Genomic DNA, 21991 nt, shown 5'->3' with positions numbered 1-21991 from the left:
CAGCAGCCGATCATGGACCTCGACGTCTACGTCACCGCCCACCGCGCCGAGTGGGAACGCCTCGACCACCTCCTGCGCCGGGGCGGCAAGCTCACCGGAGCCGAGGCCGACGAACTCGTGTCCCTGTACCAGCGCACGGCCACCCATCTCTCGATCGTGCAGTCCAGCGCCCCGGACCCCCTGCTCACGGCCCGGCTCACCCGCCTCGTGGCCCGCGCCCGCGCCACCGTCACCGGCACCCGCCGCGCCTCCTGGCGCGACGCGGCCCGCTTCCTCACGGCGGGGTTCCCCGCCGCCGTCTACCGCTCCGGCCGCTGGTGGGTCCCCGCCGCCGTCCTCTCCACCCTGCTCGCCGTCCTCATCGGCTGGTGGATCGGTACGCACCCCGAGGTCCAGGCCGCGATCGGCGCCCCCGCCGACCTCCGCGAGATGACCCGCCCGGGCGGCCAGTACGAGACGTACTACTCCAGCAACCCGGCGGCGTCCTTCGCCGCCCAGGTCTGGACGAACAACGCCCAGGCCGCCGCCATGTGCCTGGTCCTGGGCGCCTTCCTGGGCATCCCCGTGCTCTGGATCCTCTTCGTCAACATGCTGAACGTCGGCGTCGGCATCGGTCTGATGGCGTCGGCGGGCCGCCTCGACGTGTTCCTGGGCCTGATCCTTCCCCACGGCCTGCTCGAACTGACGGCCGTCTTCGTGGCCGCCGGCACGGGTCTCCGACTCGGCTGGACGGTCATCGACCCCGGCCCGACCACCCGTCGCGCAGCACTCGCGGAACGCGGTCGCGCCGCCGTCGGCATGGCCATCGGCCTGGCCCTCGTCCTCTTCGTCTCGGGCCTGATCGAAGGCTTCGTCACCCCGTCCGGCCTGCCCACCTGGGCCCGCATCACCATCGGCATCGCCGCTGAGCTGCTCTTCCTCGTCTACGTCTACGTCCTCGGCGGCCGAGCCGCCCGTGCCGGCGACCAGGGGGACGTCGAGGAGCCCGACCGCAGCGCCCAGCTCCCCACCGCCGCCTGATGTGCGTCGGCCCCCGCTGAGCTGCTACTGTCCTCCGGTGCCCACAAAAGCCATTGACATGGCGGACGTGGGGAGGTAGATTCAAACGGTTGCCTGGAACTGGACAGTTCGGCAGCGATCAAGTAGAGTCTCCTTCACTCCGGTCGGGAATTCGATTCCACGGAGTCACCCCGATTCTTATTCGAATCAAGAAAGCCACCGATTAGGTCGGCCCAAATGATTCTGATAAAGTCGGAACCGCCGAAAGGCCCCCGGAGTGAAAACAAAAGGGACCGGAAAGCACCGAGGAAATCGGATCGAAAAGATCTGATAGAGTCGGAAACGCAAGACCGAAGGGAAGCCCGGAGGAAAGCCCGAGAGGGTGAGTACAAAGGAAGCGTCCGTTCCTTGAGAACTCAACAGCGTGCCAAAAATCAACGCCAGATTAGTTGATACCCCGTCCATCTTCGGATGGCGAGGTTCCTTTGAAAGTCCTGCGGGCCCTTGTGGTCCTGCAGGCAACATACACAGCGAGGACGCTGTGGACAGTCGGCCTTATTCCGGCATGACTGTCCCGCTCAACGCGAGTGTCACCCGATTACGGGTAAACATTCACGGAGAGTTTGATCCTGGCTCAGGACGAACGCTGGCGGCGTGCTTAACACATGCAAGTCGAACGATGAAGCCCTTCGGGGTGGATTAGTGGCGAACGGGTGAGTAACACGTGGGCAATCTGCCCTTCACTCTGGGACAAGCCCTGGAAACGGGGTCTAATACCGGATAACACCGGCTTCCGCATGGGAGCTGGTTGAAAGCTCCGGCGGTGAAGGATGAGCCCGCGGCCTATCAGCTTGTTGGTGGGGTAATGGCCTACCAAGGCGACGACGGGTAGCCGGCCTGAGAGGGCGACCGGCCACACTGGGACTGAGACACGGCCCAGACTCCTACGGGAGGCAGCAGTGGGGAATATTGCACAATGGGCGAAAGCCTGATGCAGCGACGCCGCGTGAGGGATGACGGCCTTCGGGTTGTAAACCTCTTTCAGCAGGGAAGAAGCGAAAGTGACGGTACCTGCAGAAGAAGCGCCGGCTAACTACGTGCCAGCAGCCGCGGTAATACGTAGGGCGCAAGCGTTGTCCGGAATTATTGGGCGTAAAGAGCTCGTAGGCGGCTTGTCACGTCGGGTGTGAAAGCCCGGGGCTTAACCCCGGGTCTGCATCCGATACGGGCAGGCTAGAGTGTGGTAGGGGAGATCGGAATTCCTGGTGTAGCGGTGAAATGCGCAGATATCAGGAGGAACACCGGTGGCGAAGGCGGATCTCTGGGCCATTACTGACGCTGAGGAGCGAAAGCGTGGGGAGCGAACAGGATTAGATACCCTGGTAGTCCACGCCGTAAACGTTGGGAACTAGGTGTTGGCGACATTCCACGTCGTCGGTGCCGCAGCTAACGCATTAAGTTCCCCGCCTGGGGAGTACGGCCGCAAGGCTAAAACTCAAAGGAATTGACGGGGGCCCGCACAAGCAGCGGAGCATGTGGCTTAATTCGACGCAACGCGAAGAACCTTACCAAGGCTTGACATATACCGGAAAGCATTAGAGATAGTGCCCCCCTTGTGGTCGGTATACAGGTGGTGCATGGCTGTCGTCAGCTCGTGTCGTGAGATGTTGGGTTAAGTCCCGCAACGAGCGCAACCCTTGTCCTGTGTTGCCAGCATGCCCTTCGGGGTGATGGGGACTCACAGGAGACCGCCGGGGTCAACTCGGAGGAAGGTGGGGACGACGTCAAGTCATCATGCCCCTTATGTCTTGGGCTGCACACGTGCTACAATGGCCGGTACAAAGAGCTGCGATGCCGCGAGGCGGAGCGAATCTCAAAAAGCCGGTCTCAGTTCGGATTGGGGTCTGCAACTCGACCCCATGAAGTCGGAGTTGCTAGTAATCGCAGATCAGCATTGCTGCGGTGAATACGTTCCCGGGCCTTGTACACACCGCCCGTCACGTCACGAAAGTCGGTAACACCCGAAGCCGGTGGCCCAACCCCTTGTGGGAGGGAGCTGTCGAAGGTGGGACTGGCGATTGGGACGAAGTCGTAACAAGGTAGCCGTACCGGAAGGTGCGGCTGGATCACCTCCTTTCTAAGGAGCACAGTACCGATTGCAGGCAAACGTTCTGCACGGTCAGCTCATGGGTGGAACGTTGATTAGTTGGCACAGTCTCTCTCTGAGAAACCGTTAGTACTGCTTCGGCGTGGAAGACGGGATCGAGGAACAGACTGTGCTTGGCACGTTGTTGGGTATCTGAGGGTACGGCCGTAAGGTTTGTATCTTCGCGATGCCGGCCCCAGTGAACTCATCTGCTTGTCGGGTGGGGTGATGGGTGGCTGGTCGTTGCTTGAGAACTACACAGTGGACGCGAGCATCTGTGGCCAAGTTTTTAAGGGCGCACGGTGGATGCCTTGGCACCAGGAACCGATGAAGGACGTGGGAGGCCACGATAGTCCCCGGGGAGCCGTCAACCAGGCTTTGATCCGGGGGTTTCCGAATGGGGAAACCCGGCAGTCGTCATGGGCTGTCACCCATGCCTGAACACATAGGGCATGTGGAGGGAACGAGGGGAAGTGAAACATCTCAGTACCCTCAGGAAGAGAAAACAACCGTGATTCCGGGAGTAGTGGCGAGCGAAACCGGATGAGGCCAAACCGTATGCGTGTGATACCCGGCAGGGGTTGCGCATGCGGGGTTGTGGGATCTCTCTTTCACAGTCTGCCGGCTGTGAGACGAGTCAGAAACCGTTGATGTAGGCGAAGGACATGCGAAAGGTCCGGCGTAGAGGGTAAGACCCCCGTAGCTGAAACATTGACGGCTCGTTTGAGAGACACCCAAGTAGCACGGGGCCCGAGAAATCCCGTGTGAATCTGGCGGGACCACCCGCTAAGCCTAAATATTCCCTGGTGACCGATAGCGGATAGTACCGTGAGGGAATGGTGAAAAGTACCGCGGGAGCGGAGTGAAATAGTACCTGAAACCGTGTGCCTACAAGCCGTGGGAGCGTCGCTCATTGAGTTTACTCAATGGGTCGTGACTGCGTGCCTTTTGAAGAATGAGCCTGCGAGTTTGCGGTGCGTTGCGAGGTTAACCCGTGTGGGGAAGCCGTAGCGAAAGCGAGTCCGAACAGGGCGATTCAGTAGCGCGCTCAAGACCCGAAGCGGAGTGATCTAGCCATGGGCAGGTTGAAGCGGAGGTAAGACTTCGTGGAGGACCGAACCCACCAGGGTTGAAAACCTGGGGGATGACCTGTGGTTAGGGGTGAAAGGCCAATCAAACTCCGTGATAGCTGGTTCTCCCCGAAATGCATTTAGGTGCAGCGTCGTGTGTTTCTTGCCGGAGGTAGAGCACTGGATAGGCGATGGGCCCTACCGGGTTACTGACCTTAGCCAAACTCCGAATGCCGGTAAGTGAGAGCACGGCAGTGAGACTGTGGGGGATAAGCTCCATGGTCGAGAGGGAAACAGCCCAGAGCATCGACTAAGGCCCCTAAGCGTACGCTAAGTGGGAAAGGATGTGGAGTCGCAGAGACAACCAGGAGGTTGGCTTAGAAGCAGCCACCCTTGAAAGAGTGCGTAATAGCTCACTGGTCAAGTGATTCCGCGCCGACAATGTAGCGGGGCTCAAGCGTACCGCCGAAGTCGTGTCATTGCAGCATGAGGGCCAACGCCCGCTGTGATGGGTAGGGGAGCGTCGTGTGCCGGGTGAAGCAGCCGCGGAAGCGAGTTGTGGACGGTTCACGAGTGAGAATGCAGGCATGAGTAGCGATACACACGTGAGAAACGTGTGCGCCGATTGACTAAGGGTTCCTGGGTCAAGCTGATCTGCCCAGGGTAAGTCGGGACCTAAGGCGAGGCCGACAGGCGTAGTCGATGGACAACCGGTTGATATTCCGGTACCCGCTTTGAAACGCCCAGTATCGAGCCCATTAATGCTAAGGCCGTGAAGCCGTTCCGGACCCTTCGGGGAAAGGAAAGTGGTGGAGCCGCTGACCCAAGGTGGTAGTAGGTAAGCGATGGGGTGACGCAGGAAGGTAGTCCAACCCGGGCGGTGGTAGTCCCGGGGTAAGGGTGTAGGCCGTGTGATAGGCAAATCCGTCACACATTAAGGCTGAGACCTGATGCCGAGCCGATTGTGGTGAAGTGGATGATCCTATGCTGTCGAGAAAAGCCTCTAGCGAGTTTCATGGCGGCCCGTACCCTAAACCGACTCAGGTGGTCAGGTAGAGAATACCGAGGCGTTCGGGTGAACTATGGTTAAGGAACTCGGCAAAATGCCCCCGTAACTTCGGGAGAAGGGGGGCCACGTCTGGTGATCGGATTTACTCCGTGAGCTGGGGGTGGCCGCAGAGACCAGCGAGAAGCGACTGTTTACTAAAAACACAGGTCCGTGCGAAGCCGTAAGGCGATGTATACGGACTGACGCCTGCCCGGTGCTGGAACGTTAAGGGGACCGGTTAGCTCTGTTTCGACAGGGCGAAGCTGAGAACTTAAGCGCCAGTAAACGGCGGTGGTAACTATAACCATCCTAAGGTAGCGAAATTCCTTGTCGGGTAAGTTCCGACCTGCACGAATGGCGTAACGACTTCTCGACTGTCTCAACCATAGGCCCGGTGAAATTGCACTACGAGTAAAGATGCTCGTTTCGCGCAGCAGGACGGAAAGACCCCGGGACCTTTACTACAGTTTGATATTGGTGTTCGGTTCGGCTTGTGTAGGATAGGTGGGAGACTTTGAAGCCGTGACGCCAGTCATGGTGGAGTCGCCGTTGAAATACCACTCTGGTCGTGCTGGATGTCTAACCTCGGTCCGTGATCCGGATCAGGGACAGTGTCTGATGGGTAGTTTAACTGGGGCGGTTGCCTCCCAAAGGGTAACGGAGGCGCCCAAAGGTTCCCTCAGCCTGGTTGGCAATCAGGTGTTGAGTGTAAGTGCACAAGGGAGCTTGACTGTGAGACCGACGGGTCGAGCAGGGACGAAAGTCGGGACTAGTGATCCGGCGGTGGCTTGTGGAAGCGCCGTCGCTCAACGGATAAAAGGTACCCCGGGGATAACAGGCTGATCTTCCCCAAGAGTCCATATCGACGGGATGGTTTGGCACCTCGATGTCGGCTCGTCGCATCCTGGGGCTGGAGTCGGTCCCAAGGGTTGGGCTGTTCGCCCATTAAAGCGGTACGCGAGCTGGGTTTAGAACGTCGTGAGACAGTTCGGTCCCTATCCGCTGCGCGCGCAGGAATATTGAGAAGGGCTGTCCCTAGTACGAGAGGACCGGGACGGACGAACCTCTGGTGTGCCAGTTGTCCTGCCAAGGGCATGGCTGGTTGGCTACGTTCGGGAGGGATAACCGCTGAAAGCATCTAAGCGGGAAGCCTGCTTCGAGATGAGTATTCCCACCTCCTTGAGAGGGTAAGGCTCCCAGTAGACGACTGGGTTGATAGGCCGGATGTGGAAGCCCAGTAATGGGTGGAGCTGACCGGTACTAATAGGCCGAGGGCTTGTCCTCAGTTGCTCGCGTCCACTGTGTTAGTTCTGAAGTAACGAACTGTGCCGATATCCGGTTGGTTAACTTCATAGAGTTTCGGTGGTCATAGCGTTAGGGAAACGCCCGGTTACATTCCGAACCCGGAAGCTAAGCCTTTCAGCGCCGATGGTACTGCAGGGGGGACCCTGTGGGAGAGTAGGACGCCGCCGAACAATTTTTAGCCTCAACCCCCGGACCATGTCCGGGGGTTGAGGCATTTTTGCGTTCAGCTACTTTCGGCCAATGATTGATGCGTCCATGACATCTCATGTTCGCTGTGACACGCTCCGTCCGCACTCCGAAGTCCCCCACCCACAAACTGTGGCAAGGAGAGCGACATGAAGTACACCCCCACCCTGACCGGTCTGGCCGCGCTGGTGCTGGCGGTCGGCATCGCTGTTCCGGCGTCTGCCTATGCGAGCGGCAGCGCTGCCGGCGCGGAGGTCGACGGCGTGATGGTCGTCTCGGGTAACACCTGTAGCTGGACCGGCGCCGACGGCAGTGCGGCTCCGCCGAGCGCGCTCACCGTCGACCGGTCCACGATCAACAAGCCGGGCGGGAATCTGACATGCGGCGGGGGCATCACCGCCTCGCTCAACAACAACCCGGCCTTCACCTTCGACGACGCCGCCGGTACGGCGACGACGGACGTCATCGACCTCACCGGCAAGCAGTCGTTCGTCTCCTGTCGCTACAAGGTGACGAACATCGTCTGGAACCGCGAAGGTGCCAGCAGGAAGTACGTGAACACCCCCTTCACGGCCACCAAGGTCTCGGGATCGTTCCTTTGCCCTGGTTCCTTCAGTGCCGCGGCCGGGGAGGCCTCCGTCGTGTTCCGCTGAGCCGGGCGGTACGGGTGATCGATGGCCGGTGCGGCGTTGTTCGCCGTGCCGGCCATCGGCGTTCGGCGCCTACAGGCGGCCGGCTGCCTTGAGGGCGAGGTACGCGTCGGCCAGGGCGGGGGCGAGGGTGTCGGGGGAGGCGTCGACGACCGTGACGCCATGGCGGCGGAGCTGCTCCGCGGTCCGAGCGCGCTGGGTCTGGGTCTGGGTGGCTGCCGCGGCTTCGTAGACGCCCTCGACCGAGCCGCGGTTCGTCGCCATGCGGGCGATGTGCGGGTCCGAGACCGAGGCGAGCAGGACCGTGTGCCGCTGGGCGAGCTGCGGCAGGACCGGGAGGAGCCCCTCCTCGATCGGAGCGGAGTCGAGGCTCGTCAGAAGGACGATCAGTGAGCGGCGGGGAGCGCGTGCGAGGGCCGTCGCGGCCAGGCCGCGGGCGTCGGTCTCCACGAGTTCGGGTTCGAGCGGGGCGAGGGCGTCCACCACGGCGGGGAGGACGTCGCGGGCGGATCGGCCCTGGACCTGGGCGCGGAGCCGGCGGTCGTAGGCCAGGAGGTCCACGCGGTCACCGGCGCGGGACGCGAGCGCGGTGAGCAGGAGGGCCGCGTCCATGGAGGCGTCCAGGCGGGGGACGTCGCCGACGCGGCCTGCCGAGGTGCGGCCGGTGTCCAGGACGATCAGGAGGTGGCGGTCGCGCTCGGGGCGCCAGGTGCGGACGGCGACGGTGCTCTGGCGGGCGGTGGCCCGCCAGTCGATCGAGCGGGTGTCGTCACCCGGGACGTAGGCGCGGAGGCTGTCGAACTCCGTTCCCTCACCGCGTGTCAGGACGCTGGTGCGGCCGTCGAGTTCGCGGAGCCGCGCCAGGCGGGACGGCAGGTGCTTGCGGCTGGTGAACGGGGGCAGGACGCGGACGGTCCAGGGAACCTCGTGGTTGCCCTGGCGGGCCGCCAGGCCCAGGGGGCCGTACGAGCGGACCGTGATCCGCTCGGCCCGGCGGTCGCCGCGCCGGGTCGGGCGCAGGCGCGTGGTGAGACGGCGGCGTTCGCCGGCGGGGACCGCCAGACGGTGGCGGGATGCGGGCTGTTCGGTGCCGGGGAGCCAGCTGCTGGGGGGCCAGGCGTCGCGGAGCTGGGCGCGGAGGAGGCGGCGGGAAGGATTGGTGACGGTGATCTGGACGTCTGCCGCGTCACCAAGTCGAACGGATGTATCACCACTTCGGGTGAATTGGAGCGTTCGTACTGGCGCCGCCAAGGCGTAGTCGCACAGAATTGCGAGGGAGAGGGGCACGTTCACGGCGAGCATTCCCGCCCAGCTGGGGGCGAGGATGCCGACGGGTACCGATCCGAGGGCGGCGAGCAGCGCTGTTCGTCCGGTGAGGGCCATGGGGTGCCGTCCTCAGCGGGGGACGGGGACGTGGGCGAGGATCGAGTGGATGACGGAGTCGGGGGTGACTCCTTCCATCTCGGCCTCGGGCCGCAGGTGGATGCGATGACGCAGGGTGGGGAGAGCGAGGGCCTTCACATCGTCCGGGGTGACGTAGTCCCGGCCGGTGAGCCAGGCCCAGGCGCGAGCGGTGGAGAGCAGGGCGGTGGCGCCTCGGGGGGAGACCCCGAGGCTGAGTGAGGGGGATTCTCGCGTGGCACGACAGATATCGACGACATAGCCGGCGATCTCGGCGGAGACCGAGACCTTGGCGACGGCGGAACGGGCGGCTTCGAGTTCGGCCGGGCCCGCTACGGGGCGAACTCCGACGGCCTTCAGGTCGCGGGGGTCGAAGCCCTCGGCGTGACGGGTGAGGACCTGGATCTCGTCCGCGCGGGAGGGCAGAGGGACCGTCAGCTTCAGTAGGAAGCGGTCGAGTTGGGCCTCGGGCAGGGGATAGGTGCCCTCGTACTCGACGGGGTTCTGGGTCGCGGCCACCAGGAAGGGTTCGGGCAGGGCGCGCGGGGTGCCGTCGACCGTGACCTGACGCTCCTCCATCGCCTCGAGCAGAGAGGCCTGGGTCTTCGGGGGCGTGCGGTTGATCTCGTCGGCGAGCAGGAGGTTCGTGAAGACCGGGCCGGGCTGGAAGGAGAACTCTGAGTTCCTGGTGTCGTAGACGAGGGAGCCGGTCACGTCGCTCGGCATCAGGTCGGGGGTGAACTGGACGCGCTTGGTGTCGAGTTCGAGTGCGGCGGCGAGCGAGCGGACCAGCAGGGTCTTCGCGACGCCGGGTACGCCTTCGAGGAGGACGTGTCCACGGCAGAGCAGGGCGACGACGAGACCGGTGACGGCGGGGTCCTGGCCGACCACGGCCTTTCCGATCTCGGTGCGCAGGGCCTCCAGGGAGGCGCGGGCGCTGTCCGAGTTCGTAGCGGTCTCGGGGGTCGGGGCGCTCATGAGGTGCGTACCTCTCTTTCGAGGGCGTCGAGTTGGTCCGCCAGGCGGATGAGAGTGGCGTCGTCGGCGGGAGCCGGGCCGAAGAGGAGGTGTCGGGGGTCCGCGGTGGTCTCGGGGAGACGGGCGGAGAGCGCGGGGAGGAGACGATCGGCGGACTGGGCGTCCTGGACGGGGACGCCGAGCAGCGGGGCGATCCGCGTGCGGGTCGCGGTGCGCAGCACCGAGGCGGCGCGGTCGCGGGCGTTCGCCTTGCGGTAGAGGCGGGCGCGGCCCTCGGTGGCCTCGGAGGCGCGCAGGGCGACGGGGAGGCGTTCGGTCACCAGGGGGCCGAGGCGACGGGCGCGCCAGACGGCGGCGAGCAGGGCCGCGAGCGCGAGCTGGAGTGTGGCCCACAGCCAGCCGGAGGGGATGAGGGAGAGGAAGCCCGTGGTGCCGTCGGGTGCGTCGGCGGCGGAGGCATCGGTCAGGGAGGGGAGGTACCAGACGAGATGGGGCCGGGAGCCGAGGAGTTGCAGGGCGAGCGAGGCGTTGCCCTGCTGGTCGAGACGCTTGTTGTGGAGGATGTCGGGCGAGCCGAGGAGGACGGTGTCGCGGGTGTTCAGGCCAGGGAGCCGGACCAGGGTCGGCAGGCCGTCGGAGAGGTAGCAGGAGTCCGCGGTGGCGGCGGGGTCGGTGACGTAGCGCTCGCCACCGAGGTCGACGCTGCCGGCGCGGGTGGCCTCCGCCAGGGTGCAGGAGGGGGTGCGGTTCTCCACGGGGGTGCTGGTGGAGCTGGTGACTCCCGGGGCGAGGGTGCCGAGGGACGGCAGGCCCGCACCGACCAGGACCGTGCGGCCGGTGGAGCGCGTCATGGTCCGGTGGAGCGTGGACTGCTGAGACGGGGTCAGCAGGTCGGGTGTGGTGACCAGGAGCGTCGTGTCGGGGCCGGCCGCGGCGGTGGCCTCGTCGAGGGTGGTGACGAGGGTGAGCTCGACGCCGCGGGACGTGAGGAGTTCGGCGACGGCCCGGCTGCCGTTCGGATCGGCGGAGCGGGGGTCGAGGGAGCCGTGGGCGTCGGAGGAGCGCAGCGTCGCGAGGGCCAGGCCGCCGATGAGGATCAGGGCGAGGACGAGGGCCGCGCCTCGGGCTCGGGTCCAGAGCCGGTGGGCCGAGAGGGCGGTCGACGTGGTGCTGGTGGCCGGTCGGCTCATGCGGGCGTCCCCGTGGAGGCGGTGTCGAGGGTGGGACGGGTGCGCTCCAGGGCGCTGTCCAGTTCCTCGACGCGGCGGTACGCGGGTTCGTCGGCGGTGCGACCGCCGTATGTGACGTCGTCGAAGACGCGGACGGCGAGGCGCAGTTCGTCCGCGTGGGCGGGGAGGGAGCGGCTGGCTTCGGCGGCGGCCTCGTCCGCGGTGCGGCCGGGGCGGGGGTCGAGCAGGGCGCGTTCCTCCAGGGACCGGACGATGGCCCGGGTGCGCTCCTGGACGGCCTGGTTCCAGCGGCCGGCGGAGGCGTGGCGGGTGGCGGCGGCCCGGTGGTCGCGGGCGGTGCGGGGGCCGTCCGCGAAGAGGGAGTCGCCGGTGGCGCCCGGTGCGCGGTGGGGGGTGCCGAGGCGCCACCAGAAGGCGGCTGCCGCGGCGATCACGAGCAGAGCGATCGCGACCAGGCCGACCACGCCGCCGGGCGTGGCGCCCGACGCGGCCGCGAAGAGGTCGCCGACCCATTCCCAGAAGCGGTCGAGGCCGCGCTGGAGGAGGTTCGGGTCGTTCTCGTGGTACATCGGCTTGGACAGCTCCCGCTCCGCCGCCTCCTGGGCGGGGACGCGGGAGATGTCCACCGGGATGTCGTCGTCGGCGCGGAGCCGCGCCAGTGCCGTGGCCATTCCCCCCGTGACCGTCACGGCATCAGCCGCCGACGGTCTGGGTGCCCGCGGTGGGGCCGTAGCCGGGGATGCCCGCGGCCCTGGCCAGTTCGAGGTCCAGGGCTTCGCGGCGGATGCGCTGGTCCACGTACAGGAGGACCGTGACACCGGCCGAGATCGGGTAGGTGATCGCGCTGGTGATCACACCGCCGATGCCCGTGATGATCAGGAACGGCCAGCCGAAGGTGGTGGACGTGCCCGAGAGCATGCCGGAGAAGCCGTCTCCGTCGACCGCGATGCCGATGATGGTGAACGGAATCGCGATGATCATGGAGAAGATGAAGATCAGCAGCTGGGTGAGGAGAGTGATGCCGAGGATGCGCCACCACGCGCCCTGAACCAGCTTCGCCGAGCGCTTCAGCGACTGCGTGACGCCGCCGCGCTCCAGCATCAGGGCGGGGGAGGCCAGGCTGAAGCGGATCATCAGCCAGACGACCGCCGCCAGGGCGCCGAGACCGCCGAGGAGGGTCAGGGCCACGCCCGCGGCGCCGCCGAGCAGCAGACCGGGGAGCAGGCCGACCATGACGATGGCGGTGCTCATCGCCGCGAGCAGCAGGGTCAGGCCGAGGAGCTGGAGGAGCCGCGGTCGGGCCTCCTGCCAGGCGGCGCCGAGCGAGACCGGGCGGCCGAGGACGGCGCGGCTGATGACGACGGTCAACAGGGCGGCGCTGACCAGGGAGGCCATCAGTGTCACCAGGAGGGCGGGGCCGAGGCCGATCAGCGAGGCCTGAGCCGCGTCGAGGGACTGCTCGAGCGCCTCGGCGGGGCTGGCGTCCGGGGTCGGGGACGGAACGTCGGGGGCGAGGTACTTCTGGGCCAGGATGTTGGCGATCTGGGAGATCACCGCGACCGTGACCGTGATGGCCAGCACGGTGCGCCAGTAGGTGCGGAGGGTCTTCACCGCGCCGTCGAGGATCTCGCCCATGCCCAGCGGGCGCAGCGGGATCACTCCCGGCTTCGCGGCCGGAGGCCGGCCCCAGTGGGCGTTCGGGGGAGGAGTTCCCCAGCCCGGGCCACGGCCGGGGGCCGGGGGCGGGGTCTGGCCGGTCGGCGGGGACCACTGCCCGGCGGGCGGCTGGTCCGTGGACCACTGAGGGGTGGAGCCGTTCGCGTCGGCCGGAGAGGCGGGCCGGGGGACCCCGGAGCCGTTCTGGTCGTCGGAGGGGGCGGATCCGGGCGAGGTCCAGCCCGGAGTGTCGTTCACGGTCGTCCACCTCGGAGGAATGGTCGCGGCGCCGGATCGGCGAACCGGCTCGGTCACGGCGGCCGACACCTGACACGGCGGCGGGCCGGGTGCCATCGTGCCACGCGGGACCCTCCCGTGGGCCGGAGCGGCCGTGACCTTCGTACCTTCGTCCGGACCTTCATTGTGCGAGCGGCAGACGGCACACTGTGCGGATACCCGATCATCTCGCGCGAACCGTGCGGTGGCGGGCCGAGCGGGGCGCGATCGACGGGATCGCGGTCCGGGCTGGGGGAGACGCTGTGGGGCACGTCACGGCAGGTAACGATTGGCTAATGGGATGATGTCGATATGAAGGGACGCGTTCTTGTCGTCGACGACGACACCGCACTGGCCGAGATGCTCGGCATCGTGCTGCGGGGTGAAGGGTTCGAGCCGTCGTTCGTCGCGGACGGTGACAAGGCGCTTGCCGCATTCCGGGAGGCCAAGCCTGACCTGGTGCTGCTCGACCTGATGCTGCCCGGGAGGGACGGCATCGAGGTGTGCCGCCTGATCAGGGCCGAGTCGGGTGTGCCCATCGTCATGCTCACCGCGAAGAGTGACACGGTCGACGTGGTCGTGGGTCTGGAGTCAGGGGCCGACGACTACATCGTCAAGCCGTTCAAGCCGAAGGAGCTCGTGGCCCGTATCCGGGCACGGCTGCGGAGGTCCGAGGAGCCGGCGCCCGAGCAGCTCACCATCGGTGATCTGGTCATCGACGTGGCGGGGCACTCCGTGAAGCGGGAGGGGCAGTCCATCGCCCTCACTCCGCTGGAGTTCGACCTGCTGGTCGCGCTGGCGCGCAAGCCGTGGCAGGTGTTCACCCGGGAGGTGCTCCTCGAGCAGGTCTGGGGATACCGGCACGCGGCCGACACCCGACTGGTGAACGTGCACGTCCAGCGGCTGCGCTCGAAGGTCGAGAAGGACCCTGAGCGACCGGAGATCGTGGTGACCGTCCGTGGCGTCGGATACAAGGCGGGACCGAGCTGACATGAGTACAGGCAGTACTGCTCCGAAGCCCGGGGACCCGGGAGACCGTACGGGGCGGGCTGCCGGACCGGGGCGGGGGGGCTCGCGTTCCGGCCGCCCGCCGCGTGGCGGAAGGCTTTTTCGGGACGGGACACCGGGTGGACCGGTCCTCCGGCTCTTCGCACGCTGGGTGCGTCGCCCGCTGCTGCCCGCTCTGCGGCTGTGGCGGCGCAACATCCAGCTGCGGATCGTCGCGGGCACCCTCCTGATGTCGCTCGGTGTGGTGCTGCTGCTCGGCCTGGTCGTGATCGGCCAGGTCCGCAACGGACTGCTCGACGCCAAGGAGAGGGCCGCCCAGAGCCAGGCCGCCGGTGGGTTCTCCGCCGCCCAGGACCGGGCGGCGACGACTCCGTCGGCACCGGGTCAGCAGGACGGTGCGCGGGCGGGCGCCTCGGTGAACTGGCGCTCCACTCTGGTCGAGCAGCTCGCCAGTGGTGGTCAGAGCGCCTTCAACGTGGTCGCGCTCTCCCTCGACGCCGGTGAGGCCGCGAGCCGCGGTGCCCGTGCCTCCGGGGAGGTCGATCCGACCACCAGCATCCCGGCGGAACTGCGGTACTCGGTGGCCCAGGGCACGGACACCTTCCAGAAGTTCACCCGCATCCACTACACCAGCGGAAAGTCGTCCGAGGCCGGTCTGGTGATCGGCAAGCGGCTCAATGACGCCGAGGGCACCCAGTACGAGCTGTACTACCTCTTCCCGCTGACCCAGGAGGAGGACTCCCTCACCCTGGTCAAGGGCACCCTGGCGACCGCCGGGCTCTTCGTGATGGTGCTGCTCGGCGCCATCGCCTGGCTCATGGTGCGCCAGGTCGTCACCCCCGTGCGGATGGCCGCCGGGATCGCCGAGCGGCTCTCGGCGGGCCGCCTCCAGGAACGGATGAAGGTCACCGGCGAGGACGACATCGCCCGTCTGGGCGAAGCCTTCAACAAGATGGCCCAGAACCTCCAGCTCAAGATCCAGCAGCTGGAGGAGCTGTCGCGGATGCAGCGGCGGTTCGTCTCGGACGTCTCGCACGAGCTGCGGACCCCGCTGACCACGGTCCGGATGGCCGCCGACGTCATCCACGAGGCCCGCGTCGACTTCGACCCGATCACCGCACGCTCCGCCGAACTCCTCGGCGACCAGCTCGACCGCTTCGAGTCGCTGCTCTCCGACCTCCTGGAGATCAGCCGCTTCGACGCGGGAGCGGCCGCCCTGGAGGCCGAGCCGATAGACCTGCGGCAGGTCGTGCGCCGGGTCATCGGTGGCGCCGAACCCCTCGCCGAGCGCAAGGGCAGCCGGATCGTGGTCGTCGGCGACGCGCAGCCCGTGGTCGCCGAGGCGGATGCCCGCCGGGTCGAGCGGGTGCTGCGCAACCTCGTCGTCAACGCCGTCGAGCACGGTGAGGGCCGGGACGTGGTGGTGAAGCTGGCCGCCGCCGGCGGGGCCGTCGCCGTCGCGGTGCGCGACTACGGCGTCGGACTCAAGCCGGGCGAGGCGACCCGGGTCTTCAACCGTTTCTGGCGCGCCGACCCCGCCCGCGCGCGGACCACCGGCGGCACGGGCCTCGGCCTGTCGATCGCGGTGGAGGACGCCCGGCTGCACGGCGGCTGGCTCCAGGCCTGGGGAGAGCCCGGCGGAGGTTCGCAGTTCCGGCTCACCCTGCCGCGGACCGCGGACGAGCCGCTGCGCGGCTCCCCGATACCCCTGGAGCCCGAGGATTCCCGGCGCAACCGCGAGCAGGCGGCCGCCGGACGCGCCCAGGACGCCGCCCGCCTCACGGCGGTGCCGGCGCAGCAGGTCGGCGACCGGCCGCAGCTCCCCGTACCGCCGAGGCTTCCCGCGCCGTCGCGGGCGACCGTCGACCCGACGGCCCTGCCCGGCAGCGGGGCCCGGGTCGTGGCGCGTGCGACGGCGGAGAACGACGGCGGTGGGGCGGGCTCGGCCACGGCCGACGCACACGGGAACGCGGAGCGGGAGGACGGGACACGTGGGCGCTGACTCCTCAGAGGGGCACGCGGGGCGGGGCTTCCGCAAGGGGCACGTGGTGGTGCTCGCCGCCTGCGGCGGGCTGCTGGTGACCGGGTGCGCGACCATGCCCGACAGCGGCGACGTCCAGGCGGTCAAGGGGGTCAACCAGGGCGACTCGCAGGTGCGGGTCTACGCCGTGGCGCCCCGGGAGAACGCGGACCCGGACGAGATCGTCGACGGCTTCCTGGAGGCCATGACCAGTGACGACCCCGGCTTCGCCACCGCCCGCAAGTACCTGACGAGCCAGGCCGCGCGGACCTGGAAGCCGGCGCAGAGCATCACCGTGCTCACCACCGCGCCCAACCGTGACCTGGCCGACCGCAACGCCGACCCCGACAACCAGGGCCGCTCCTACCCGCTCTCCGGCCGCAAGATCGCGACCGTGGACGCCCGGCACGCGTACCAGCCGATCAGCCCCGCCGCGTACCTCCAGTCGATCCACGTCGTGCAGCAGCCCTCGGCGAACGGCAAGGGCAGGGAGTGGCGCATCGACAGCCTGCCGCCGGGCCTGGTGCTCGGCGAGGCCGATTTCCTGCGTAACTACCGGTCGGTCAACAAGTACTACTTCGCGTCCGGGCAGGACTGGGTCGTCGCCGACCCGGTCTACATCCGGCAGCGCCAGGACCCCGTCACCCGGATGGATCCGGTGACCCAGACGGTCAGGGCGCTCCTCGAAGGCCCCACGAACTGGTTGAAGCCCGCCGTCGACTCCAGCTTCCCCTCGGGCACGGAGCTGCGGAAGGGCGTCACCACGCTCACTCCCGACGACCAGTCCACGCTCAAGGTGCCGCTGAACGCCAGGGCTGACCTGGTGGGCGGCGAGCCGTGCCGGCGGATGGCGGCGCAGCTGCTGTTCACGCTGCGCGACCTGACCTCCGTGAACGCCGAGCAGGTGGAGCTCCAGGGGTCGAAGGGCCAGGCGCTGTGCCGTCTCGGCAAGGGGCAGGCGACCGACGAGTTCGCACCCGTGCGGAACGCGGAACGGGACGAGAACCCGTACTTCGTCGACGAGCACCGCAAGCTGACGATGCTGGTCGGCGCGGGCAAGGAGGCCAACGCGCCCATCGAGGTGCCCGGCCCGCTCGGCAAGGGCACCCTGCGGCTCGGGTCGGTCGCCGTGGACCGGGGCGAGACCCGGGCCGCCGGCGTCGGGGAGAACGGCCGCGAGCTGTTCGTCTCCTCGATCACCACCGAGGAGACGGCGGCTCCGGCGATCATGAGCAGCAAGGGCGTCAAGCCCACCGACCGGTTGTCCGCGCCCAGCTGGGACGGCCGGGGCAACCTGTGGATCGCCGACCGTGACCCCGCCGCCCCTCAGCTGTGGATGGTGCCCAACGGCACCGGAGAGCCCGTCAAGGTGCGGACGCCGTGGCTGGCGGACGACGCGAGGATCGAGTCGCTGCGGGTCTCCGCCGACGGGGTCCGGATCGCGCTCGTCATCACCCGGGACGGCGACACGACCCTGCAGATCGGCCGGGTCCAGCGGCAGACGTCGGGCGACGAGCCGGTCGTCTCGGTGCTCGACCTCCAGCCCGCCGCGCCCCGGATGGAGTCGGTCACGGCCGTCTCCTGGGCCGGGCCGAGCAGGCTCGTCGTGGTCGGCAAGGAGGCGGGCGGCGTCCAGCAGATCCGCTACCTCCAGACCGACGGCTCGACCTCGGCGACCTCGGTGCTCCCCGGTCTGAACGGGGTGACCTCGGTGGCCGCGCCGTACAAGGGCTCCGTGCCGCTGATCGCCGACTCCGGCAACGACGGCATCGTGCGGCTCGTGCCGGGCACCAACTGGCAGCCCGTGGTCAAGACCGGCACCTCGCCCGTCTATCCGGGGTAGCGGGCCCTCGCGGTCGGGGCGGCGGACGGGCCCGGCCGGGGCGGCGGACGCTGGGACCCGTGTCGGGGTACGGCCGAGGCCGTGACCCTCGGGGTAGGGCGTGCGGCGTGCCGCCCCCCGTCCCGTACCGGCGTGCCGCCCCTGTCCCGTACCGGGGTACCTGACGTACTCCGGGGGCAGGCGCGGCGGTTTTCCACAGGGGTGGCCGAGGCGCCCGGGAAGGCGCACAGTGGAGCCATGCGGGGGTGGTGGCGCGAGATCGCCGGGCTGGTGCTGCCGGTCGCCTGCGGAGGCTGCGGCAGGCAGCGCGTCGAGCTGTGCGCTTCGTGCGAGGCCGCGTTGACCGGAGCGGGGGAGGGGCCGCGCAGGGTGCGGCCCTCGCCCGAGCCGGCCGGGCTGCCCGCCGTGCACGCCGTCGCGCCGTACGCCGACGCCGTCCGTGAACTGCTCATCGCCCACAAGGAACGCGGGGCGCTCACCCTCGCCAGGCCCCTGGGTGGCGCCCTTGCCGTCGCCGTGGAGGCCGCTGCCGGGGGCGTCGAGGGCCTCGCGTCGCTACCGCTGCTCCTTGTACCGGTGCCCTCCTCGCGGCGCTCCGTACGGGCGCGTGGCCACGATCCGACGCGCCGGATCGCGCTGGCGGCGGCGGCCCGACTGCGGGGCACGGGACGGCGGGCGCGGGTCGTGCCGGTGCTGCGGCAGCGGCGGTACGTGGCGGACCAGGCGGGACTCGGGGCGCGCGGACGGCTCGCGAACCTCTCCGGGGCGCTGGAGCTCGTGCCCGGCGGCGAGCGGCTGCTCCGGGCGGGAAAGGTGGTGCTCGTCGACGATCTGATGACCACGGGCGCCTCGCTGGCCGAGGCGGCGCGCGCCCTCGGCGACGTTCGCCTTTCGTTCGTTCCTGGAATACCGCACGGCTTACCGAGTGGTTCGGGGCAGCGCGGATTCGAACAGCGGGCGGCGGCTGTGATCGCATCCTCTCCCGCTTCGTTCGAAATAAACCGGAACTCGCAAGGAACTTGGAACGTTGCAGGTGGTGAGAGGTGAAGGCACCCGAACGGAGGTATGTCGCGGTAGCGGGTGCCGACACCCGTCCGAAGGGGCTATGTTCGGTTGTGAGGAATGGCGAAAGCCATCGCCTAGCTGAATAAGGTTGCGCCTACAGGACAGGAGTTCAGGGCGAATTAACCTCTTGTCGATGGGGTGGGGATCTTGTCGACTGGGGAGGAGAGGTGAAACTCGCCAAGTCCGAGCTCCGGTGACCACCGGAGTCTGGTGCAAAGGGAGATGCCCGGCGGCCGAGAGAGCCGATCCGGGCGATCCGGGAACGGAGTTCTGCGTGGACATCGTCGTCAAGGGCCGCAAGACCGAGGTGCCCGAGCGGTTCCGGAAGCACGTGGCCGAGAAGCTGAAGCTGGAGAGGATCCAGAAGCTCGACGGCAAGGTGATCAGCCTCGACGTCGAGGTGTCCAAGGAACACAACCCGCGGCAGGCCGACAGGTCCGACCGCGTGGAGATCACCCTCCACTCCCGAGGCCCGGTGATCCGGGCGGAAGCCGCGGCGGCGGACCCGTACGCGGCCCTCGACCTCGCCAGCGACAAGCTCGAGGCACGACTGCGCAAGCAGCACGACAAGCGGTACACCCGCCGTGGAAACGGCAGGCTTTCGGCGGCGGAGGTCGGGGACGTGGTGCCCGGCGCCGCCCAGCTCAACGGAGACGGCCAGCTCGTCGCCGACGAGACCGACAAGGTGCCCACCACGATGATGGGCTCGATCGAAGTCCAGGGCGAAGGCCCGCTGGTGGTCCGCGAGAAGACCCACCGGGCCGCCCCGATGACGCTCGACCAGGCTCTCTACGAGATGGAGCTGGTCGGACACGACTTCTACCTCTTCGTCGACTCCGACACGAAGCAGCCGAGTGTCGTCTACCGCCGACACGCGTACGACTACGGCGTCATCCACGTGGAGAGCGACCCGCTCGCCGAGGGTGGCGGCGCCGGTGGTGCGCTCGGCGGCTGACCGCCGTCCCGCGCCCCCACACCCCAAGTGCCCCTCACGGTGCCCCTGGAGCGCTCTTCGCGCCCCCAGGGGCACCCCCGTGCGTCTGCGGATCACCCCGTTGCCGCCGGAGCATGAAAGCATGGCGTGCACGCCAACCGGTGCTCCCTGAGTAGCGGTTGGAGGACCGGAAACGAATTCAGGCCACGGCCTTCAGGGGGAGGAACGATGGCGGACAGCTTCGGGCCGGTGCTCAGCGGGCGCGAGCACAGTGGTGCGGTCCGGGAGGGATCGGATCCGGACAGCGGCGCGTTCCGCGAGGAGCCGATCCGGGTCCTTGTCGTGGACGACCACGCCCTCTTCCGCCGCGGACTGGAGATCGTCCTCGCGCAGGAGGAGGACATCCAGGTCGTCGGCGAGGCCGGTGACGGCGCGGAGGCCGTCGACAAGGCGGCCGATCTGCTGCCGGACATCGTCCTGATGGACGTACGGATGCCCCGGCGCGGCGGCATCGAGGCGTGCACCTCCATCAAGGAGGTGGCTCCCAGCGCGAAGATCATCATGCTGACGATCAGCGACGAGGAGGCCGACCTCTACGACGCGATCAAGGCGGGGGCCACCGGCTACCTCCTCAAGGAGATCTCCACCGACGAGGTCGCGACGGCCATCCGCGCCGTCGCCGACGGCCAGTCCCAGATCAGTCCCTCGATGGCGTCGAAGCTTCTCACCGAGTTCAAGTCGATGATCCAGCGCACCGACGAGCGCAGGCTCGTACCCGCGCCCCGGCTGACCGACCGTGAGCTGGAGGTCCTCAAGCTCGTCGCGACGGGGATGAACAACCGGGACATCGCCAAGGAGCTGTTCATCTCCGAGAACACCGTGAAGAACCACGTGCGGAACATCCTGGAGAAGCTGCAGCTGCACTCCCGGATGGAGGCCGTGGTCTACGCGATGCGGGAGAAGATCCTCGAGATCCGCTGAGGGCCGGGACCCTCCCCCGGGGAGGTGAACCCCGAGCTCCGGTGGACGGCCGCGGTCAGCCCAGGGCCGCGACCAGGTCCTTCGCCAGTCCCGGCGTGTCCACCCGCTCCACCCGCACCGCGTCGCAGCCGACCCACTCGGCCGCCTCGCGCAGCGCCCGGGCCACCGCCGGTACGGCCTTCGGGCCGTCGAGCGTCACCTGGCGGGCGACGAGCGTCCCGCCCTCGCGTGCGGGGTCGACCCGGCCGACCAGGCGGCCGCCGGCCAGGACCGGCATCGCGAAGTAGCCGTGGATCCGCTTCTGCTTCGGCACGTACGCCTCCAGGCGGTGCGTGAAGCCGAAGATCCGCTCCGTGCGGGCCCGCTCCCAGATCAGCGAGTCGAACGGCGACAGCAGGGTCGTGCGGTGCCGGCCGCGCGGCTCCGAGGCGAGCGCCGCCGGGTCCGCCCAGGCGGGCTTCCCCCAGCCCGCCACCGTGACCGGCACCAGGCCCGCCGTCTCGACCACCGCGTCGAACTGCTCCCCCTTGAGCCGGTGGTAGTCGGCGATGTCCGCGCGGGTGCCCACGCCCAGCGCCTCGCCCGCCTGCCGGACCAGCCGGCGCACGCACTCGGTGTCGTCCAGGTCGTCGTGGAGCAGCGCCTCCGGGATCGCCCGCTCCGCCAGGTCGTACACCCGCTTCCAGCCGCGCCGCTCGACCACGACCACCTCGCCGTACATCAGCGCCCGCTCGACGGCGATCTTGGCGTCCGACCAGTCCCACCACTCGCCCTTGTTCTTCGCGCCGCCCAGCTCGGTCGCCGTCCGCGGCCCCTCGGCCCGGAGCTGGTCGATCACCTTGCCGTACGCCCCCGCGGACAGCTCGTGTCCCCAGTGCGGGCGGCCGCGGTAGGCGCGCCTGCGGAAGGCGAAGTGCGGCCACTCCTCCACCGGGAGCACGCAGGCCGCGTGCGACCAGTACTCGAAGGCGTGCGCGCCGGTCCAGTAGGCGTCCTCGACCGTCGTACGCCCGACGGCGCCCAGGCGCGCGTACGGAATGAGCTCGTGCGAGCGGGCGAGGACGGAGATCGTGTCGAGCTGGACCTGGCCGAGCCCGCGCAGCACGCCGCGCACCCCGGCGCGGCGGTCGGGCGCGCCCAGGAAGCCCTGGGCGCGCAGCGCGATCCGGCGGGCGTCGTCGGCGGACAGTTCGGCGGCGGGGCGCGGCACAGTCGTCATGCACCGCACCCTAGGC

Annotated in this window: 14 protein-coding genes and 3 rRNA genes; 11 read left to right on the top strand and 6 right to left on the bottom strand. The window is 68.2% G+C overall.

The window, feature by feature from the left end; genetic code table 11:
• Window positions 1-12: 12 nt before the first annotated feature.
• From OG392_RS14595 to OG392_RS14575, 5 genes are all read left to right on the top strand, one after another.
• Window positions 13-1020: a stage II sporulation protein M gene (locus OG392_RS14595; protein WP_329279389.1), complete on the top strand. Its 1008-nt coding sequence runs from the start codon at window positions 13-15 to the stop codon at window positions 1018-1020.
• Window positions 1021-1610: 590 nt separating this feature from the next.
• Window positions 1611-3136: ribosomal RNA gene (locus OG392_RS14590) — 16S ribosomal RNA — on the top strand.
• A gap of 288 nt (window positions 3137-3424) precedes the next feature.
• Window positions 3425-6547 (top strand): 23S ribosomal RNA (locus OG392_RS14585).
• A gap of 74 nt (window positions 6548-6621) precedes the next feature.
• A 5S ribosomal RNA gene (gene rrf, locus OG392_RS14580) occupies window positions 6622-6738 on the top strand.
• Together the 16S, 23S and 5S rRNA genes form the textbook arrangement of a ribosomal RNA operon.
• Before the next feature lie 165 nt (window positions 6739-6903).
• A complete protein-coding gene (locus tag OG392_RS14575; protein WP_329279387.1) occupies window positions 6904-7407 on the top strand; it encodes a hypothetical protein in 504 nt (167 codons plus the stop codon).
• A gap of 69 nt (window positions 7408-7476) precedes the next feature.
• Here the strand turns inward: OG392_RS14575 and OG392_RS14570 are convergent, their stop codons facing one another.
• The 5 genes from OG392_RS14570 to OG392_RS14550 are packed head-to-tail and all read right to left on the bottom strand — an operon-like array spanning window position 7477 to window position 12887.
• A complete protein-coding gene (locus OG392_RS14570; protein ID WP_329279386.1) occupies window positions 7477-8787 on the bottom strand; it encodes a DUF58 domain-containing protein in 1311 nt (436 codons plus the stop codon).
• Window positions 8788-8799: 12 nt separating this feature from the next.
• Entirely contained in the window at window positions 8800-9783 is a 984-nt protein-coding gene (locus tag OG392_RS14565) for an AAA family ATPase (protein ID WP_329279383.1), read from the bottom strand.
• Window positions 9780-10973, bottom strand: a complete 1194-nt coding sequence (locus tag OG392_RS14560) for a DUF4350 domain-containing protein (RefSeq protein ID WP_329279381.1) — start codon at window positions 10971-10973, stop codon at window positions 9780-9782. The genes OG392_RS14565 and OG392_RS14560 overlap by 4 nt, the downstream gene beginning before the upstream one ends.
• Window positions 10970-11662, bottom strand: coding sequence for a DUF4129 domain-containing protein (locus OG392_RS14555; protein WP_443054777.1), 693 nt, complete (start codon window positions 11660-11662; stop codon window positions 10970-10972). The genes OG392_RS14560 and OG392_RS14555 overlap by 4 nt, the downstream gene beginning before the upstream one ends.
• Before the next feature lie 4 nt (window positions 11663-11666).
• On the bottom strand, window positions 11667-12887 hold the full coding sequence (locus OG392_RS14550; RefSeq protein WP_329279377.1) for a DUF7544 domain-containing protein: 1221 nt from the start codon (window positions 12885-12887) through the stop codon (window positions 11667-11669).
• A gap of 330 nt (window positions 12888-13217) precedes the next feature.
• Here OG392_RS14550 and mtrA point away from each other — a divergent pair, with 330 nt between their 5' ends.
• The 6 genes from mtrA to OG392_RS14520 all read left to right on the top strand — a co-directional run bounded on the left by mtrA (window position 13218) and on the right by OG392_RS14520 (window position 20756).
• Window positions 13218-13895 (top strand): two-component system response regulator MtrA, encoded by a 678-nt coding sequence (gene mtrA / locus OG392_RS14545; protein WP_003968748.1) that lies wholly within the window; start codon window positions 13218-13220, stop codon window positions 13893-13895.
• A gap of 1 nt (window position 13896) precedes the next feature.
• Complete coding sequence (mtrB, locus tag OG392_RS14540) at window positions 13897-15915, top strand: MtrAB system histidine kinase MtrB (RefSeq protein ID WP_329279371.1); 2019 nt, start codon at window positions 13897-13899, stop codon at window positions 15913-15915.
• Between the two features lie 94 nt (window positions 15916-16009).
• Complete coding sequence (locus OG392_RS14535; protein WP_443055071.1) at window positions 16010-17776, top strand: LpqB family beta-propeller domain-containing protein; 1767 nt, start codon at window positions 16010-16012, stop codon at window positions 17774-17776.
• A gap of 237 nt (window positions 17777-18013) precedes the next feature.
• Window positions 18014-18823, top strand: coding sequence for a ComF family protein (locus tag OG392_RS14530; RefSeq protein WP_329279367.1), 810 nt, complete (start codon window positions 18014-18016; stop codon window positions 18821-18823).
• A 292-nt stretch (window positions 18824-19115) separates the two neighbouring features.
• Window positions 19116-19796 (top strand): ribosome hibernation-promoting factor, HPF/YfiA family, encoded by a 681-nt coding sequence (gene hpf / locus OG392_RS14525; protein WP_443054776.1) that lies wholly within the window; start codon window positions 19116-19118, stop codon window positions 19794-19796.
• A gap of 207 nt (window positions 19797-20003) precedes the next feature.
• Entirely contained in the window at window positions 20004-20756 is a 753-nt protein-coding gene (locus tag OG392_RS14520) for a response regulator transcription factor (protein WP_329279363.1), read from the top strand.
• A 55-nt stretch (window positions 20757-20811) separates the two neighbouring features.
• On the opposite strand, the gene OG392_RS14515 is transcribed toward OG392_RS14520, so the two are convergent.
• Complete coding sequence (locus OG392_RS14515; protein WP_329279361.1) at window positions 20812-21975, bottom strand: winged helix-turn-helix domain-containing protein; 1164 nt, start codon at window positions 21973-21975, stop codon at window positions 20812-20814.
• Between the last annotated feature and the right edge of the window lie 16 nt (window positions 21976-21991).

The sequence above is a fragment of the Streptomyces sp. NBC_00691 genome (assembly GCF_036226665.1).
Lineage (GTDB): Bacteria > Actinomycetota > Actinomycetes > Streptomycetales > Streptomycetaceae > Streptomyces.
Note: the sequence above shows the minus strand (reverse complement) of the source record. Positions and strands in the feature narration are given on the sequence as shown.